This window comes from Pseudomonas sp. zfem001 (assembly GCF_032621725.1).
Classification (GTDB): Bacteria; Pseudomonadota; Gammaproteobacteria; order Pseudomonadales; family Pseudomonadaceae; genus Aquipseudomonas; species Aquipseudomonas sediminis.
In genome coordinates, this window is the sequence record NZ_JAVYJI010000002.1 from 79,105 (window position 1) to 94,543 (window position 15,439).

Annotated in this window: 15 protein-coding genes; 6 read left to right on the plus strand and 9 right to left on the minus strand. The window is 63.5% G+C overall.

All coding sequences use genetic code 11. The features are described from left to right. Window positions 1–113: 113 nt before the first annotated feature. The 5 genes from atuE to RTH74_RS08325 all read right to left on the minus strand — a co-directional run bounded on the left by atuE (window position 114) and on the right by RTH74_RS08325 (window position 6,566). Window positions 114–914 (minus strand): isohexenylglutaconyl-CoA hydratase, encoded by an 801-nt coding sequence (gene atuE / locus RTH74_RS08305; protein ID WP_316914355.1) that lies wholly within the window; start codon window positions 912–914, stop codon window positions 114–116. 73 nt (window positions 915–987) lie between these two features. Next, window positions 988–2,148: a citronellyl-CoA dehydrogenase gene (gene atuD, locus RTH74_RS08310; RefSeq protein WP_084341157.1), complete on the minus strand. Its 1,161-nt coding sequence runs from the start codon at window positions 2,146–2,148 to the stop codon at window positions 988–990. A gap of 81 nt (window positions 2,149–2,229) precedes the next feature. Next, window positions 2,230–3,846 carry a geranyl-CoA carboxylase subunit beta gene (gene atuC, locus RTH74_RS08315; RefSeq protein WP_316914356.1) on the minus strand — a complete coding sequence of 539 codons (1,617 nt, stop codon included), beginning with the start codon at window positions 3,844–3,846 and terminating at the stop codon, window positions 2,230–2,232. Window positions 3,847–3,850: 4 nt separating this feature from the next. Continuing rightward, complete coding sequence (locus tag RTH74_RS08320) at window positions 3,851–4,720, minus strand: SDR family oxidoreductase (RefSeq protein WP_099525460.1); 870 nt, start codon at window positions 4,718–4,720, stop codon at window positions 3,851–3,853. A 40-nt stretch (window positions 4,721–4,760) separates the two neighbouring features. Continuing rightward, window positions 4,761–6,566 (minus strand): acyclic terpene utilization AtuA family protein, encoded by a 1,806-nt coding sequence (locus tag RTH74_RS08325; protein WP_316914357.1) that lies wholly within the window; start codon window positions 6,564–6,566, stop codon window positions 4,761–4,763. Window positions 6,567–6,788: 222 nt separating this feature from the next. On the opposite strand from RTH74_RS08325, the gene RTH74_RS08330 reads away from it, so the two are divergent. The 3 genes from RTH74_RS08330 (at window position 6,789) to RTH74_RS08340 (ending at window position 9,184) form a co-directional block, all read left to right on the plus strand. After that, complete coding sequence (locus RTH74_RS08330) at window positions 6,789–7,412, plus strand: TetR/AcrR family transcriptional regulator (RefSeq protein ID WP_316914358.1); 624 nt, start codon at window positions 6,789–6,791, stop codon at window positions 7,410–7,412. Window positions 7,413–7,507: 95 nt separating this feature from the next. After that, complete coding sequence (locus RTH74_RS08335; RefSeq protein ID WP_316914359.1) at window positions 7,508–8,290, plus strand: ABC transporter substrate-binding protein; 783 nt, start codon at window positions 7,508–7,510, stop codon at window positions 8,288–8,290. Window positions 8,291–8,365: 75 nt separating this feature from the next. Then, the gene (locus RTH74_RS08340) at window positions 8,366–9,184 is read left to right on the plus strand and encodes a substrate-binding periplasmic protein (protein WP_125836563.1); all 819 of its coding nucleotides are present in this window, start codon (window positions 8,366–8,368) and stop codon (window positions 9,182–9,184) included. Here the strand turns inward: RTH74_RS08340 and RTH74_RS08345 are convergent. The 4 genes from RTH74_RS08345 to RTH74_RS08360 form a co-directional block, all read right to left on the minus strand. Further along, window positions 9,135–9,893: a CPBP family intramembrane glutamic endopeptidase gene (locus RTH74_RS08345; RefSeq protein WP_099525465.1), complete on the minus strand. Its 759-nt coding sequence runs from the start codon at window positions 9,891–9,893 to the stop codon at window positions 9,135–9,137. The two genes, RTH74_RS08340 and RTH74_RS08345, sit on opposite strands and share 50 nt — an antisense overlap. A 98-nt stretch (window positions 9,894–9,991) precedes the next feature. Then, on the minus strand, window positions 9,992–10,165 hold the full coding sequence (locus RTH74_RS08350) for a DUF2897 family protein (RefSeq protein WP_099525466.1): 174 nt from the start codon (window positions 10,163–10,165) through the stop codon (window positions 9,992–9,994). A 55-nt stretch (window positions 10,166–10,220) separates the two neighbouring features. Next, complete coding sequence (gene eutC / locus RTH74_RS08355) at window positions 10,221–10,988, minus strand: ethanolamine ammonia-lyase subunit EutC (RefSeq protein ID WP_316914360.1); 768 nt, start codon at window positions 10,986–10,988, stop codon at window positions 10,221–10,223. Next, window positions 10,988–12,382: an ethanolamine ammonia-lyase subunit EutB gene (locus RTH74_RS08360; protein ID WP_316914361.1), complete on the minus strand. Its 1,395-nt coding sequence runs from the start codon at window positions 12,380–12,382 to the stop codon at window positions 10,988–10,990. The genes eutC and RTH74_RS08360 overlap by 1 nt, the downstream gene beginning before the upstream one ends. A 357-nt stretch (window positions 12,383–12,739) precedes the next feature. Here RTH74_RS08360 and pyrF point away from each other — a divergent pair, with 357 nt between their 5' ends. From pyrF to RTH74_RS08375, 3 genes are all read left to right on the plus strand, one after another. Continuing rightward, the gene (gene pyrF, locus RTH74_RS08365; RefSeq protein ID WP_316914362.1) at window positions 12,740–13,441 is read left to right on the plus strand and encodes an orotidine-5'-phosphate decarboxylase; all 702 of its coding nucleotides are present in this window, start codon (window positions 12,740–12,742) and stop codon (window positions 13,439–13,441) included. 218 nt (window positions 13,442–13,659) lie between these two features. Further along, window positions 13,660–14,421, plus strand: coding sequence for an SDR family oxidoreductase (locus RTH74_RS08370; protein ID WP_316914363.1), 762 nt, complete (start codon window positions 13,660–13,662; stop codon window positions 14,419–14,421). Window positions 14,422–14,533: 112 nt separating this feature from the next. Then, the gene (locus RTH74_RS08375) at window positions 14,534–15,430 is read left to right on the plus strand and encodes a bile acid:sodium symporter family protein (protein ID WP_316914364.1); all 897 of its coding nucleotides are present in this window, start codon (window positions 14,534–14,536) and stop codon (window positions 15,428–15,430) included. Window positions 15,431–15,439 lie beyond the last annotated feature (9 nt).

Below are 15,439 nucleotides of genomic sequence, written 5' to 3' on the forward strand. Positions count from 1 at the left end.
ATCCCCGGATTGCATCCGGGCTACGGTGTTCTGGCATGTGTGGGAGGGGACGGGCGCTGCTCCGCTTTAGCCGCGACGGGCTACAGGTCGCGGCTAAAGCCCCTCCCACAGGTTTAATCGGCAGTCCACTTCGGCTTGCGCTTCTGCACGAAGGCCATGGTGCCCTCGACGCCTTCGGCGCCGGTCACGGCGGCGGCGAACTGTTCGGCCGCGCGGTCGAGCAGCGGGCCAAGGGCTTCGCGCTCGCTGGCCAGCAGCAGGGCCTTGGTCTGGGCATTGGCCTGTGGCGCGCACTGGCGAATTTGCTCCAAGGTTTCTGCCAGACGCTGCTGCAGGGCGGCTTCATCGCTTTCGCAGTAGTGCACTAGACCCAGACGCAGCGCCTCGGCACCGTCGAAGCGGGCGGCGGTCAGGGCCAGGCGGCGGGCCTGGGTCAGGCCGATGCGGTGCACGACGAAGGGGGCGATCTGCGCCGGGAGGATGCCCAGCGTGGTTTCCGGCAGGCCGAACTTGGCGCCGCTGGTGGCGATGGCCACGTCGGACACGCAGGCCAGGCCGAAGCCGCCGCCCAGTACGGCACCTTCCAGCACCGCTACCAGTACCTGCGGCGCGGCCTGGGCCTCTTCCAGCAGCGCACCGAAGGCGCGGTTCAGCTCGCGATAGGCATCGCCACCTTTGGCGCGGGCGCCGGCCATGTCCTTGATATCGCCGCCAGCGCAGAAGTGGCCGGCGGCACCACGCAGAACGAGGGCGCGCACGTTCGGATCATGGCGCACGGCTTCCAGGGTGGCGCGCAGTTCGCTGACCATGGCCAGGCTCATGGCATTGCGGCTGTCCGGTCGGTTGAGGGTGATGTGCAGCACGCCACCGACGGAGTTCAGCAGCAGGGTTTCGCAGTGGGGCAGGTCGTTCATCGCATAGCCTCGGTGTAGGGCGGGTGAAACCCGCCGCAACGGTGTGAGTGGCGGGTTTTACCCGCCCTATGGGTCAGCCCTTCTTTTTCCCTGGCAGGATGCCCATCAGCTTGCAGATGATGCCGAGCATGATTTCGTCGGCGCCGCCGCCGATGCTGACCAGGCGCACGTCGCGGTAGGCACGCGACACCGGGTTGTCCCACATGAAGCCCATGCCGCCCCAGTACTGCAGGCAACTGTCGGACACTTCGCGGCCCAGGCGGCCGGCCTTGAGCTTGGCCATCGACGCCAGCTTGGTCACGTCGCGACCCTTCACGTATTGCTCGGTGGCCTGGTAGACCAGCGCGCGCAGGGCTTCGATCTCGGTCTGCAGTTCGGCCATGCGGAAGTGGATGACCTGGTTGTCGATCAGCGGTTGGCCGAAGGTGTGGCGCTGCTTGCAGTAGTCGATGGTGGTGTCGACGCAGTGTTCCAGGCCCTTGATCATGTTGGCCGCACCGAACAGGCGCTCTTCCTGGAACTGCAGCATCTGCATCATGAAACCGGCGCCTTCGTGGCCGATGCGATAGCGCTGCGGCACGCGCACGTTGTCGAAGAACACCTGGGCGGTCTCGGAGCTGCGCATGCCGAGTTTGTCCAGGTGCGGACTGACGGTGATGCCGGGCGTCTTCATCGGCACCACGATCAGTGATTTGTTGACGTGTGGCTTGTCGTCGCTGGTGTTGGCCAGCAGGCAGATGAAGTCGGCCGACGGCGAGTTGGTGATCCACATCTTGCTGCCGTTGATCACGTAGTCGTCGCCGTCCTTGCGTGCAGTGGTCTTCAGGCCCGCCACGTCGGAGCCGGCGCCGACTTCGGAGACGCCGATGCAGCCGACCATCTCGCCGGTGATGGCCGGACGGAGGAACTCTTCGCGCAGCTCGTCGGAGCCGAAGCGGGCCAGGGCAGGGGTGCACATGTCGGTCTGCACGCCGATGGACATCGGGATGCCGCCGCAATGGATGGTGCCGAACTCTTCGGCGGCGACGATGGAGTAGCTGTAGTCCAGGCCCATGCCGCCGAATTTTTCCGGTTTGGAGATGCCCAGCAGGCCCAGCTCGCCGGCCTTCTTGAAAATGTCGTGGATGGGGAAACGGCCTTCCTTTTCCCACTCATCGACGTGCGGGTTGATTTCCTTGTCGACGAAGTTGCGGACGGTACGGCGGAGTTCTTCGTGCTCTTGAGTGAAGATCATTGTTGTTGTGCTCCGTATCGAATGGGTCTGTAGGGCGGGTGAAACCCGCCACATGCTTGGCGGGTTTCACCCGCCCTACGTTTAAAATCTCGCGACGCCGAAACTGCTCTTCTTCAACGGCCGCAGATTGGCTTCGGCGCAGATGTCCAGCAAAAAGCCCAGCAGCTTGCGTGTATCACGTGGGTCGATCAGGCCGTCATCCCACAGGCTGGCGGTGCCGTAGAGAGCCGTGGACTGGCTGTCGAGCTTCTGCGCGGTCACGGTTTCCAGCATGTCGAGCATTTTCGGATCGGCTTCCTTGCCTTCCTTGGCGTGCTTGTCCTCGGTGACGATGCGCAGCACCTTGCCGGCCTGGGCGCCGCCCATCACGGCGGTGCGGCTGTTGGGCCAGGCGAAGATGAAGCGCGGGTCGAGGCCACGGCCGCACATGGCGTAGTTGCCGGCGCCGTAGGAGCCACCAACCACGATGGTGAGCTTGGGCACGGTGGCGTTGGCCACGGCCTGGATCATCTTCGAGCCGTGCTTGATCACGCCGTTCTGCTCGGACTCCGTGCCGACCATAAAGCCGGTGGTGTTGTGGAAGAACAGGATCGGCGTGTTGCTCTGCTCGCACAGCTGGATGAACTGCGCCGCCTTGGCCGCACCTTGCGGGGTGATCGGGCCGTTGTTGCCGATGAAGCCGCAGGCCTGGCCTTCGATCTGCAGGTGGCCGCAGACGGTCTGGCTGTCGAACTCGTTCTTGAAGTCGAGGAACTCCGAGCCATCGGCGATGCGCGCGATGATCTCGCGTACGTCGTAGGGCTTCTTGGCGTCGGCTGGCACCAGGCCGAGCAGTTCCTCGGCCGGGTACAGCGGCTCGCGCCAGCTTTTCGCCGGACGTGCCGGCAACTGCTGGTTCCACGGCAGCATGGCGAGGATCTCGCGCGCCAGGCGTACACCGTCGGCGTCGTTCTCGGCCAGGTATTCGGCAGTGCCGGCGACCTGGGCGTGCATCTCGGCGCCGCCGAGTTGCTCGTCGGTGGCGATCTCGCCGGTGGCGGCTTTCAGCAGAGGCGGGCCGGCGAGGAACATCTTGGCCTTGCCGCGTACCACCACCACGTAGTCTGACAGGCCAGGCTGGTAGGCCCCGCCGGCGGTGCTGGAGCCGTGCACCACGGTGATCTGCGGCAGGCCCATGGCGGACATGCGCGCCTGGTTGGCGAAGCCGCGCGCGCCTTCGACGAAGATGTCGGCGGCGTAGTTGAGGTTGGCGCCGCCGCTCTCGGCCAGGGTCACCACCGGCAGCTTGTTCTCGAAGGCGATCTGCTGCAGGCGCAGCGACTTTTTCAGGCCAGTGGGGGAGATGGTGCCGCCTTTGATCGCGCTGTTGTTGGCGATCACCAGGCAGCGCACGCCAGCGATGTAGCCGATGCCGGCAATCAGGCCGCCGCCGGCCTGGCTGCCGTCCTTGTCGTCGTGCAGCTTGTAGCCGGCCAGCGAGGACAGCTCGAGGAAGGGCGCGCCGGCATCGAGCAGCAGGTTGATGCGTTCGCGCGGCAGCAATTGGCCGCGCTTCTCGAACTTGGCCTTGGCTTCCTGCGCCTTGTCGAGCACCTTCTGCTCGACGTCGCGGAAGGCCGCGATGGCCGCCAGCATGGCGTCACGGTTCTGCGCGAAGGCTTCGCCATGCACATCGATTTCCGATTGGATCACGGGCATCGCCTTACTCCTGATCTTTCAGTACGTCGGGCACGTAGGCCCGGTGGAAACCGTTGTAGGACTCGCTGTTTTTCGCCTTGCCCAACGTCCAGGCACGGGTGCCCTGGCTGGCGGCGCCATCGATGCGGATGGTGTTGCCGCTGATGAAATTGGCGCCCGGGCTGAGCAGGAAGACGATGGCCGCGGCCACCTCGGACTCGCTGCCGATGCGTTGCAACGGCACGTGATCCTTGAGGTTGCGGATCATGTTCTTCATCGACTCGGGGTAGGTGTCCATGCCGCTGGAGGCGATCCAGCCCGGCGCTACGGCATTGACCCGCACACCGGCGTGGCCCCACTCGTAGGCGGCGGTCTTGGTGAAGTTCTCCATGCCGGCCCGCGCTGCCCCCGAATGGCCCATGCCGGGCATGCCGCCCCACATGTCGGCGAGCATGTTGACGATGCTGCCGCCGTGCTTGCTCATGCTTTGCAGGAAGACTTCCTTGGCTACCAGAAAGCCGCCCACCAGATTGGTGCGTACCACGGTCTCGAAGCCTTTCTGGTTGATGCCGATCAGCGGCGCGGGGAACTGGCCGCCAGCATTGTTCACAAGCTGGTGGATGCGCCCGCGTTCCTTGACCACCGCGCCGACCATGGCCTTCACGGCTTCTTCGTCACGGATGTCGCAGACCTGGAAGCTGGCGCTGCCGCTGTCCTCGAGAATCTCGGCGCAGGTCTTCTCCAGCTTTTCCTGCTTGCGCCCGACCAGCACCACGTGGGCGCCCAGATGGGCCAGCTCGTGGGCCACGCAGCGGCCGATGCCGCTGCCGCCGCCGGTGACCAGGATGGTCTGTTCATTGAACAGTCCAGGTTTGAATACGGAGTCGTAGCTCATTGTTCTTGTTGTCCTGAGTGATTGCGGTGCGCGTTGCGCGCTACGAGACGGTTGCAGTGTTCAGGCTGTCGGCCAGTGCCTTGGGCACCGGCACCGGGAATTCCAGCAGTTGCTGGGCGAACGCCTTGCCCTGCGGGTCGATGCGCAGGCTGGCTACGCCGCCACCGCCCAGCGCGTTTTCCAGCAGGAAGTTGAGGCTGTGGCTGCCCGGCAGGTACCAGCGGCTGACGCGGCCGTGCTCGGCGTCCAGGGTATGCGCCATCCAGTTGGCGACGGCTTCGGGCGTCAGTGCAGCGGCTATCCATGCCAGGTATTCGGGCTTTCTGGCCATCACGCCGATGTTGCTGTGGTTGCCCTTGTCGCCGGAGCGGGCCACGGCCAGGCGGATCAGGGGGACGGCGGAGTCGGCTTCACCCATTGGCACGGGCAGAGCGGCCGGTGCACGAAGCTGGGCAGGGTTGAAGGTATCGATCTGCGGCAGGGCGACCGGCTGGCGTTCACCATCGATCTCGACGCTCAAGGCGCAGGCGCTCTTGTCCACCAGGAAGCTGAACAGGCGGATCACCGGGTAGACGGTTGGGCGGCCACCGACGATACCAGTCAGGCCCGGAGCCATGCCGGTGGCGGCCTGGGCGATCTCGCGGGAGAACAGGATCAGCGCCTCTTTCTTGGCATGCCGTGCGGCGATCTTCACTACCACTTCGCGGCTGTATTTGCGGTGAGCATGGACGCCATAGGTGGCTTCGCTGCCGAGCAGCTCGACGCTGACTTCCTGGTAACGGCCCCAGCCGCGCTCGGCAAACATCTCTTCGGTCTTCTTGATGATCGCATCGCTGACCCGTTCGGCCTTGGCCACGGCATCGATACCGGCAAGCAGGAAGCTGGCGGTGCAGCGGAAACCGTCCGGGTGCGTGGCACTGACCTTGTACTGGTCGGTGGGCGGCAGGCCGCGTGCGCCCCGCAGCTGCACGCGGTTGTCGCCGACCTGGCTCAGCTCGACCTGGGTGAAGTCGCAGATCACGTCCGGCAGCAGGTAGGCGCGCGGGTCGCCGATCTCGTAGAGCATCTGCTCGCCAACGGTAAAAGGCGTGACCAAGCCGCCGGAACCATCCGGCTTGGTCACGACGAAACGGCCATCGTCCTCGACTTCGACGATGGGGAAGCCGATGTGCTCGTAATCCGGCACGTCGCGCCAGTCGGTGAAGTTGCCGCCGGTGCACTGCGCGCCGCACTCGATGATGTGCCCGGCCAGTGCGGCCTGGGCCAGCTTGTCGTAGTCGCTCCAGGCCCAGCCGAACTCGTGCACCAGGGCGGCGCTGACCACCGCGCTGTCGACCACGCGGCCAGTGATGACGATGTCGGCGCCCTGTTCCAGAGCGGCGACGATGCCCGGTGCGCCCAGGTAGGCGTTGACCGAAACGCAGAAGGGCGGCAATGCGGCGCCAGTGAACATCTCGCGAGTACCGGCCTTGACCAACTCGCCGAGCTTGGGTTGCAGGTTGTCGCCGTGCAGCACTGCGATCTTCAGGTTCACCCCGGCCTGCTCGCAGGCGGCGCTCAGGGCCGCAGCGCAGGCCATCGGGTTGACCCCGCCGGCATTACTGATGACGCGGGTTTTCTTCGCTGCCAGTTCGCCCAGCAGCGGCGCGAGCACTTCGACGAAGTCACGGGCGTAGCCGTCGTCTGGCTTCTTCATGCGGGCGCCGGCCATGATCGACATGGTGATCTCGGCCAGGTAGTCGAACACCAGATAATCTAGTTCGGCGCCGCGAACCAGTTGAGCGGCGGCGGTGGAGGTGTCGCCCCAGAAAGCGGAGGCGCAGCCGATGCGTACGGTTTTGGTCATTGGAATTGGCCCGTCACACATTTGAGAAGGTGAACTCACACTACCAAGCAAGCGCTTGGTTGAAAAGTGGTGAAAGACGACAATTCGGCCAAAAATGCGCCCAAGCGCTTGCTTGGTCAGCTGGCGCCGCATACATTTCATCAAGCAAGACAAGCACTTGCCGGCAGCATGAAGAATTAATCAGAACAATCGCCGAGCAGGGCAATCAGGGGAGAAGTCAGCGTGGACGAACACAGAGCCCAGGCCGTGATGCAGGAACTGGTCGATAGCGGCCAGGTGACCGATCCGGACAGTGCCCGCGGCAAGCTGCTGCAGATGGCTGCCCACCTGTTCCGCAGCAAGGGTTACGAGCGCACCACGGTGCGTGATCTGGCCGCCGCCATCGGCATCCAATCGGGCAGCATCTTTCACCACTTCAAGAGCAAGGACGAGATTCTGCGCTCGGTGATGGAGGAAACCATCGTCTACAACACTGCACTGATGCGCTCCGCGCTGGCAGAGGCGCAAGGTACGCGCGAGCGCTTGCTGGCGCTGATCCGCTGCGAGTTGCAGTCGATCATGGGCGGGACCGGTGAGGCCATGGCGGTGTTGGTTTACGAATGGCGTTCGCTGTCGGAGGACGGCCAGGCGCAGGTGCTGGCGCTGCGTGACACCTACGAGCAGATCTGGCTGACGGTGCTCGGCGAGGCGCGTGATGCCGGTTACTTCAAAGGCGACCCTTTCATCCAGCGGCGTTTTCTCACGGGAGCGCTGAGCTGGACCAACACCTGGTTCCGCTCGCAAGGGCCGATGAGCCTGGATCAACTGGCCGAGGAAGCGCTGTCATTGGTGTGTAAGGACGCCTGAGCGATTTCGGCTAGGCTAGGAGCCCCCGCCGGTTTTCGGCTCGAACACGGGCGCAGCGGTCTTCCCGCGTTGCGATCCGTGACGAGAGGTCGAGTTTGCGCGCATTAGCCTTTTGCCTGCTGTCCTGCCTGTTGGTGCATGTACCTGTCGCGGTTGCGGTCGAGGAGGTGCGTGTCGGCGGCTATCACTTCCCGCCTTACCTGGATAAACCTGACTCGCAGCACCCGCAAGGTCTGGTACCCGAGTTGCTGCAAGCGCTCAACGCGGCGCAGCAGCGGTATCGCTTCGTCCTGGTGCCGACCTCGGCAACCCGCCGTTACCGCGACCTGGAGAGCGGCCGCTTCGATCTGATGTTTTTCGAGTCCAGCCGTTGGGGGTGGCAGGGCACTTCTTACCTGGCCTTGGGGTTGGATATCGATGATGCGGAAGTTTATGTGGCTGCGGCTGAGCCGGGGCGCGGCCAGGAGTATTTCGAGGACCTTAGCGACAAGCGCATGGCGCTCTATAACGGCTATCACTACGGCTTTGCCGGATTCGATGCCGACCCTGACTACCTTGCGCGTACCTTCAACGCAGTGCTGACCTACTCCCACGACAGCAACGCGCGCATGCTGCTGGCGCGACGTGTCGATATAGCAGTGGTGACACGTTCATACCTGGAGCTGTTTCTGGAGCTAAACCCGGAAATGCTGTCTGAGCTTCTGGTATCCGAGCGCCTGGACCAGCTCTATCATCATCAGGTTCTGCTGCGGCCGAAGGGGGCTCTGAGCCCTGCAGAAGTGGCAGGATTGCTCAGTCAGTTACAAGCCAATGGCGAGCTATCCAAGCTACTTGGACGGTATCGTCTGACATTAGGCGGCAAAGTGTCTGCGCAGTGAAAATCCATCTAGTCGGTCAGGAGAGACTGGAGTAGGCTGCACCACACTAGAAGAAGGATTTTTTGGGGATTCGACATGCGGCATTCGCGGCGCTGGGTTCATGAGTGTTGGGCTGCCTTGGGTCTATTGTTTGCCAGTTCTCTCTATGCTGCCGAGGTCGTCAAGGTCGGCGGTGCGCACTTCCCTCCGTACGTCATCAAATCCAACCTGCAAGAGTCGAGCGGCCTATTGCCGCAACTGCTCGATGCGCTCAATCAAGAACAGGCCGAATACCATTTCACCATGCTGCCCACTGCCATTGTGCGCCGCTTTAGCGACCTGCAACGAGGGCGTATCGACATGGCGATTTTCGAGAACCCGCAGTGGGGTTGGCAGGACATCGACGCCGAGGCCGTAGACATGGGGCTGGAAGACGCCGAGTTATTCGTTGCCAGAGTGGAAGAACGGCGCGGCCAGGAGTACTTCGAGCAGCTCGAAGGCAAACGTCTGGCGCTCTACCGCGGTTATCACTACGGCTTTGCCCAGTTCAACAGTGACCCGGAGTTTCTTACCCGCACCTTCAATGCCAATCTCGGCCACTCTCACGACAGCAACCTGCTGATGGTGGTGCGCGGGCGTGCGGATGTGGCGTTGGTGACCCGCTCCAACCTTTACGACTTCGTTGAGCGTAATCGCGAGCATGCGCGCAAGCTGCTGATCTCGGAAGGGGTCGATCAGGTCTACCGTCATCACGCGATGATCCGTCCCGGCGCCCCGATAAGCCCTGAGCGCTTCGCCGCCTTGCTCGAGCGGCTACGGGTAAAAGGCGAATTGCAGCGCATATTTTCGCCTTACCGTATAGCTGTCATGCCAGTCGTAGCGGATAGCTCAACAGCATTAGATGCAGCAGATTGACTGCTGCGTGCAGGGCGATTGCCAAGCTAATGCGACCGCTGTAGTGAAAGGCCAGCCCATAACCCAGCCCTGCACAGGTCGCCACCACCGCAAATAGCGTGCTGAAGGGCAGGTGGGCTGCGCCGAAAAGACCCGCCGTCAACAGCAAACCAGGCCATATGCCCAGGCGCTTGATCAAGGCGTTTTGCAGCAGACCGCGAAAGAGCAACTCTTCCGCCAGCACCGCTATGCCGAGATTGACCGCCAGCCACAGCAGCAGGCCCTGTGGCCATTTCGGTTGCCAGGCGACCAGGCCCAGCGCCATGGCCAGTAGCGGCACCAGCAGCAAGGTGGCGATGCACGCCAGCCAGGCATTTTTCAGCGAGTTCACGGGGCTGCGTGGTTGCCCTAGCCACCAGGCGAGCAGGGCGGTTCCCAGCAACAGTTTGTCCCAGGACAAGCGCAGCGCGTAGGGCGCGGCGTCCGGGCTGAGGAGGCGCGGTTGCCACAACTGCCAGGGGCGGAAACCGGGTATGAGATGCGCCGCCAGGGCGACTCCACCGAGCAGGATCAAAGGCAGCCATAGCCAGTTTGGCAGGCGCGGTTGTCCGGCCAGCAAGACGATAACGAACACGCTGCCCAACAGCAGGCCGACGGGCTCGATGAAGCCCAGGCCAGCGCCCAGAGCGAGGGTAAGAGCGGGGAACAGCAAGCGCAGATGCAGAGGCATGGCACCTTCTCCTGAGAAGGCGCGCAGTCTAGCAGGCAGTCGAAAAACCACCTCGGCTTTGGCTTCTTGCGCTGAGAGGGCGCGGAGAGTGGGGGCGCTTAGCGTTGACGCTCGCGTGCGTCCTTGGCCTCTTGCTCGACGGCGCGTTTACGCATGCGTTCGAGCTGGTCTTCGCTCAGACGCATCTTTTTGGCGCTGCTGCGCAGCACCAGCAGGCTACCAATCACCGAGCCGAACACCAGGACCAGCAGCAGCCAGACGTACCAAGGCATGATGACTCCTTACAAAGGACTAGAGTCGTCACCATAACCCGCGGGCCGAGACTTGTCAGTCTGCCTGTACTGCGACTGCCTGCATGCTGCTGTCGTCCTTGAGCTTCACGCCGCTTAGTTGCAGGCGCAATGCCTGACGCGCCAGGTAGTCGAGCTTGTGTGCTGCCAGTTCGTAAGGCAGGCCTTCAGGTCGCACATTGGAGATACAGTTACGGGCGCTGTCCAGACAGCCCACGCGCGGGGCGTAGGTCAGGTACAGGCCGAGGCTGTCCGGCGAGGTCAGCCCAGGGCGCTCACCGATCATGACGATCACCAGACGTGCGCGCAGGGCTTCACCGATGCCGTCGCCAATCGCCACGCGCCCCTGTTCGGCCAGCACCACCGGGGTGTTAGCCCAGTCGGTATCGAAGCGGTCGCGCAGGGCTTGCAACAGCGGCAGGGCATGACGCTGGACGGCAACGGCCGATAAACCGTCGGCGAGGACGATGGCGATTTCAGGCGCGGGTAGTTCGTGCTGCAATTGCACCTTGCAGTCGCCATGCAAGTGGCGGCCGTGATCCGGGCGCAGCAGGTAGGTCTGCCGGTCTTCCGCGTTGCTGCGTACTTTCAAGGTGCGAAAGCCCGCCGCATGCAACTGGTGCTTGAGTTCGCTGAAGTCCAGCGGACGATGCACCGCATCGCGCGCCTGGGCATGGGCCAGGCCGAACTTCAGCACCTCGCGGGTGGGTAGGCTGCAGCCGACGCGGCCGAGCGCGATACGGGCCGAGGTATGCGTGCGCAATTCGTCCCAGGGGTTGTGCTGGATCAAGTCGATCTGTTTCATCAGGCCGCTCCGGAAATCTGTGGCAACTGCTTGAGCAGATGATGGCCGCTACCGATCTCACGCAGGCGGCCGCTGGGTTCGGTAATCGCCATGCGCGCCAGCCAGGCGTCGAATTCCGGCGCGCGTTTCAGGCCCAGCACATTGCGCAGGTAAAGCGCGTCGTGGAACGAGGTGCTCTGGTAGTTGAGCATGATGTCGTCGGCACCCGGGATGCCCATGATGAAGTTGATACCGGCTGCACCGAGCAGGGTGAGCAGGCTGTCCATATCGTCCTGATCGGCTTCTGCATGGTTGGTGTAGCAGACGTCGCAGCCCATCGGCAGGCCAAGTAGCTTGGCGCAGAAGTGATCCTCCAGGCCGGCGCGGATGATCTGCTTGCCGTCGTAGAGGTATTCCGGGCCGATGAAGCCGACCACGGTATTGACCAGCAGTGGACGGAATTCTCGAGCGACGGCATAGGCGCGGACCTCGCAGGTCTGCTGGTCGACGCCATGATGACCGCCGGCCGACAGCGCGCTGCCCTGGCCGGTTTCGAAATACATGACGTTGTCGCCCAGGGTGCCGCGTCCTAGCGACAGTGCGGCCTCGTGGGCCTCGCGCAGGATTGCCAGGGACACGCCGAAGCCGGCGTTGGTGGCCTCGGTGCCGGCGATGGACTGAAACACCAGATCGATCGGCGCACCGGCCTCGATAGCCTGGATCTGTGTGGTGACGTGGGTCAGCACGCAGCTCTGCATGGGGATTTCGAAGTGCTGGCGCACCTCGTCCATCATCTGCCACAGGCGCATCAGTGTCGGCAGCGAATCGCTGGCCGGATTGATACCGACCGTGGCATCGCCGGAGCCATAGAGCAGACCGTCGAGCATGCTGGCAGCGATACCGCGCACATCGTCGGTAGGGTGGTTGGGTTGCAGGCGCACGGCCAGATGGCCGGGCAGGCCCAGGGTATTGCGAAAACGGGTGATCACCTGGCATTTGCGCGCCACCAGAATTAGATCCTGATTGCGCATCAGTTTGCTCACTGCGGCGACCATCTCTGGTGTCAGACCAGCAGCCACTGCCGCCAGGCGCGCGCTGTCGGTCTTTTCCAGCAGCAGCCAGTCGCGCAGATCACCCACGGTCAGGTGGCTGATCGGGGCGAAGGCCGCGGCGTCATGGCGGTCGATGATCAGGCGGGTGACTTCGTCGTCTTCGTAAGGAATCAGTGCCTCTTCGAGGAAGCGCTTGAGTGGCACCTCGGCTAGGGCCAGCTTGGCTGCCATGCGTTCTTCGTAGGTAGCAGCAGCCAGGCCCGCCAGGTAGTCGCCGGAGCGTGCCGGGCTGGCCTTGGCCAGCAACGTCTTGAGGTCGGCGAAGTGGTAGACCAGGCTGCCGATGGTGGTTTGATAAGTCATGGCTGCAACCCGTTGCAGAGAGGATGTGCTTACCGTGCAGTGCTCATGCCAGAGGCCTGACCGCCGACCATCCACCGCCTGCACCTGAATACCGGCCGGCTCGGGCGAATGAAAAGGGTGCAGTGGCAGTGTGGATGCACCGCTCTGGCGCGCAGTCGCGCGATGCCTGTTACATGATGGCAACCGCTATTCGAATGCCGAATTTCCGATAGCAGGAGCTGGTTGGCAGCTTGATGGCCGTTAGATCGGTTTCTATTCGGGCTAGCGGACTGCTTGTGGGAGAGGGCTTTAGCCGCGACCAGTGACAGATGCTTTGCGCTACAATGCGCCGCGTTTTTATCCTGTTCGAGACTCGCCATGCCCGCCTGCCAAACCCCGATCATCGTCGCCCTCGACTTTCCCAGCCGTGATGCCGCTCTGGCGCTGGCCGACCAGCTCGATCCGGCGCTGTGCCGCGTCAAGGTCGGCAAGGAGCTGTTCACCCGCAGTGGTCCGCAAGTGGTCGAGGCGCTGCAGGCCAAGGGCTTCGAGCTGTTCCTCGATCTGAAATTCCACGACATCCCCAACACCACGGCGATGGCGGTCAAGGCTGCTGCGGAGCTGGGCGTGTGGATGGTCAATGTGCACTGTTCCGGCGGTCTGCGCATGATGGCGGCCTGCCGTAACGAACTGGACAAGCTCACTAGCACCAAGCCGCTGCTGATCGGCGTGACGGTGCTGACCAGCATGGAGCAGCAGGATCTGGCCGGCATCGGCCTGGATGTGCCGCCGCAAGAGCAGGTACTGCGCCTGGCCGGCCTGGCTGCTGAAGCCGGGCTCGATGGTCTGGTCTGCTCGGCGCAGGAAGCGCAGGCGCTGAAGGTCGCGCAGCCGCGCCTGCAGTTGGTGACGCCGGGCATTCGTCCAGCTGGTAGCAATGCGGATGACCAAAAGCGCATCCTCACTCCACGCCAGGCGCTGGATGCTGGCTCCGATTACCTGGTGATCGGCCGTCCGATCAGCCAGGCTGCCGATCCGGCGCAGGCGCTGGCGGCTGTGGTTGCCGAACTGCAAGGCTGAGCCCTGTAGCCCGGATGAAGTCCGGGGCGGTCTGGCATGTAGTCCGATTTGTCCCGGATTTCATCCGGCCTATCCGCTGCTCGCGATAACGCGCTGCTGGAGTCGTCATCAGCGCCCTGCATGACCCACCACTCTAGAGTCTGATAGTGCTGCTCTGCGCGCGGCCGCCTGGCTAGACTCCTCGCCAATTCAACAAGAATCGCTGCGAGGAAGCAGACATGAGCATGACGTTCTCCGGCCAGGTCGCCCTGGTCACCGGCGGTGCCGCCGGTATTGGCCGTGCCACCGCCCAGGCCTTCGCTGCCGAAGGGCTCAAGGTGGTGGTTTCCGATGTCGACGTGAGCGGTGGTGAAGGCACGGTTGAGCTGATTCGTGCGGCCGGTGGCGAGGCCTGCTTCGTGCGTTGCGACGTGACCCGCGATGCCGAGGTCAAGGCGCTGATGGACGCCACTGTGGCGCAGTACGGCCGCCTGGACTACGCCTTCAACAACGCCGGCATCGAGATCGAACAGGGCAAGCTGGCCGACGGCAACGAAGCCGAGTTCGACGCTATCATGGGCGTCAACGTCAAGGGCGTATGGCTGTGCATGAAGCACCAGATCCCGTTGCTGCTGGCCCAGGGCGGCGGCGCCATCGTCAATACCGCTTCGGTGGCCGGTCTGGGTGCCGCACCGAAGATGAGCATCTACGCCGCCTCCAAGCATGCGGTGATCGGCCTGACCAAATCCGCTGCGATCGAGTACGCCAAGAAGAAGCTGCGGGTAAACGCGGTATGCCCAGCGGTGATCGACACCGACATGTTCCGCCGCGCCTACGAAGCCGACCCGAAGAAGGCCGAGTTCGCCGCCGCCATGCACCCGGTCGGGCGTATCGGCAAGGTCGAGGAGATCGCGGCTGCCGTGCTCTATCTGTGCAGCGACCACGCCGCGTTCACCACTGGCCAGGCGTTGGCTGTGGATGGTGGCGCCACGGCGATATAAAGGCTCTAGCCCGGTCGTCTGCACGTCGGCTAAGGTTGGCTCGCAGGGCCACTGCCAGCAGTGGCCCTGACTCAGCACAATCCTGCCAGGTTCAACTGGAGCGATAACAATAATGACCGCCGATCCCTTGCTGACGTTTTTCCTTCCCGCTGCGCTGGGCATCATCATGCTCGGGCTTGGCCTGTCACTGAGCCTGGCCGACTTCGCCCGCGTGGCCAAATTCCCCAAACCGGTATTGATCGGTCTGGCTTGCCAACTGCTGTTGCTGCCGCTGGCGTGCTTCTTCCTGGCCAAGGCGTTCGGCCTGGCGCCGGCGCTGGCCGTCGGCCTGATGCTGCTGGCAGCCTCGCCGGGCGGCACTACGGCCAACCTCTACAGCCACCTGGCCCATGGCGATGTGGCTTTGAACATCACCCTCACCGCGGTCAATTCGGTGATCGCGATTCTTACCATGCCGCTGATCGTCAACCTGTCGCTGGCCTACTTCATGTCCGCCGATCAGGCTATCCCGCTGCAGTTCGCCAAGGTGGTGCAGGTGTTCGTCATCGTCCTCGGGCCGGTAGCTATCGGCATGTGGCTGCGCAGTCGTTTCCCCGGCTTCGCCGAGCGTATGCAGAAACCGGTGAAGATCGTTTCGGCATTGTTCCTGCTACTGATCATCCTGCTGGCGGTGGCCAAGGACTGGCGCACCTTTGTCGATTACGCGCCTGCGGTCGGCGGTGCGGCGCTGGCCTTCAACCTGCTGAGCATGGCGGTGGGTTACTGCGTGCCACGCCTGCTCAAGCTCAACCTGCGCCAGGCGATTGCCATCGCCATGGAGATCGGCATCCACAACGGTACCCTGGCCATCGCCCTGGCACTCAGCCCGGCGTTGCTGAACAACCCGACCATGGCGATTCCGGCGGCTATTTACAGCCTGATCATGTTCGTCACCGCAGCGCTGTTCGGGCTGTGGGTCAACCGTATGCACGGCGCCGAGCTGGCTCATGAAACGGTGGCTGAACAGTAGGGTGCGCCG

Excerpts from the sequence above, each read along its gene's own strand:
- RTH74_RS08320 (WP_099525460.1), bottom strand. The coding sequence starts at position 4,720 with ATGAGCTACGACTCCGTATTCAAACCTGGACTGTTCAATGAACAGACC.
- atuC (WP_316914356.1), bottom strand. The coding sequence starts at position 3,846 with ATGCCCGTGATCCAATCGGAAATCGATGTGCATGGCGAAGCCTTCGCG.
- RTH74_RS08345 (WP_099525465.1), bottom strand. The coding sequence starts at position 9,893 with ATGCCTCTGCATCTGCGCTTGCTGTTCCCCGCTCTTACCCTCGCTCTG.
- pyrF (WP_316914362.1), top strand. The coding sequence starts at position 12,740 with ATGCCCGCCTGCCAAACCCCGATCATCGTCGCCCTCGACTTTCCCAGC.
- RTH74_RS08370 (WP_316914363.1), top strand. The coding sequence starts at position 13,660 with ATGAGCATGACGTTCTCCGGCCAGGTCGCCCTGGTCACCGGCGGTGCC.
- eutC (WP_316914360.1), bottom strand. The coding sequence starts at position 10,988 with ATGAAACAGATCGACTTGATCCAGCACAACCCCTGGGACGAATTGCGC.
- RTH74_RS08340 (WP_125836563.1), top strand. The coding sequence starts at position 8,366 with ATGCGGCATTCGCGGCGCTGGGTTCATGAGTGTTGGGCTGCCTTGGGT.
- atuE (WP_316914355.1), bottom strand. The coding sequence starts at position 914 with ATGAACGACCTGCCCCACTGCGAAACCCTGCTGCTGAACTCCGTCGGT.
- atuD (WP_084341157.1), bottom strand. The coding sequence starts at position 2,148 with ATGATCTTCACTCAAGAGCACGAAGAACTCCGCCGTACCGTCCGCAAC.
- RTH74_RS08360 (WP_316914361.1), bottom strand. The coding sequence starts at position 12,382 with ATGACTTATCAAACCACCATCGGCAGCCTGGTCTACCACTTCGCCGAC.
- RTH74_RS08375 (WP_316914364.1), top strand. The coding sequence starts at position 14,534 with ATGACCGCCGATCCCTTGCTGACGTTTTTCCTTCCCGCTGCGCTGGGC.
- RTH74_RS08325 (WP_316914357.1), bottom strand. The coding sequence starts at position 6,566 with ATGACCAAAACCGTACGCATCGGCTGCGCCTCCGCTTTCTGGGGCGAC.
- RTH74_RS08350 (WP_099525466.1), bottom strand. The coding sequence starts at position 10,165 with ATGCCTTGGTACGTCTGGCTGCTGCTGGTCCTGGTGTTCGGCTCGGTG.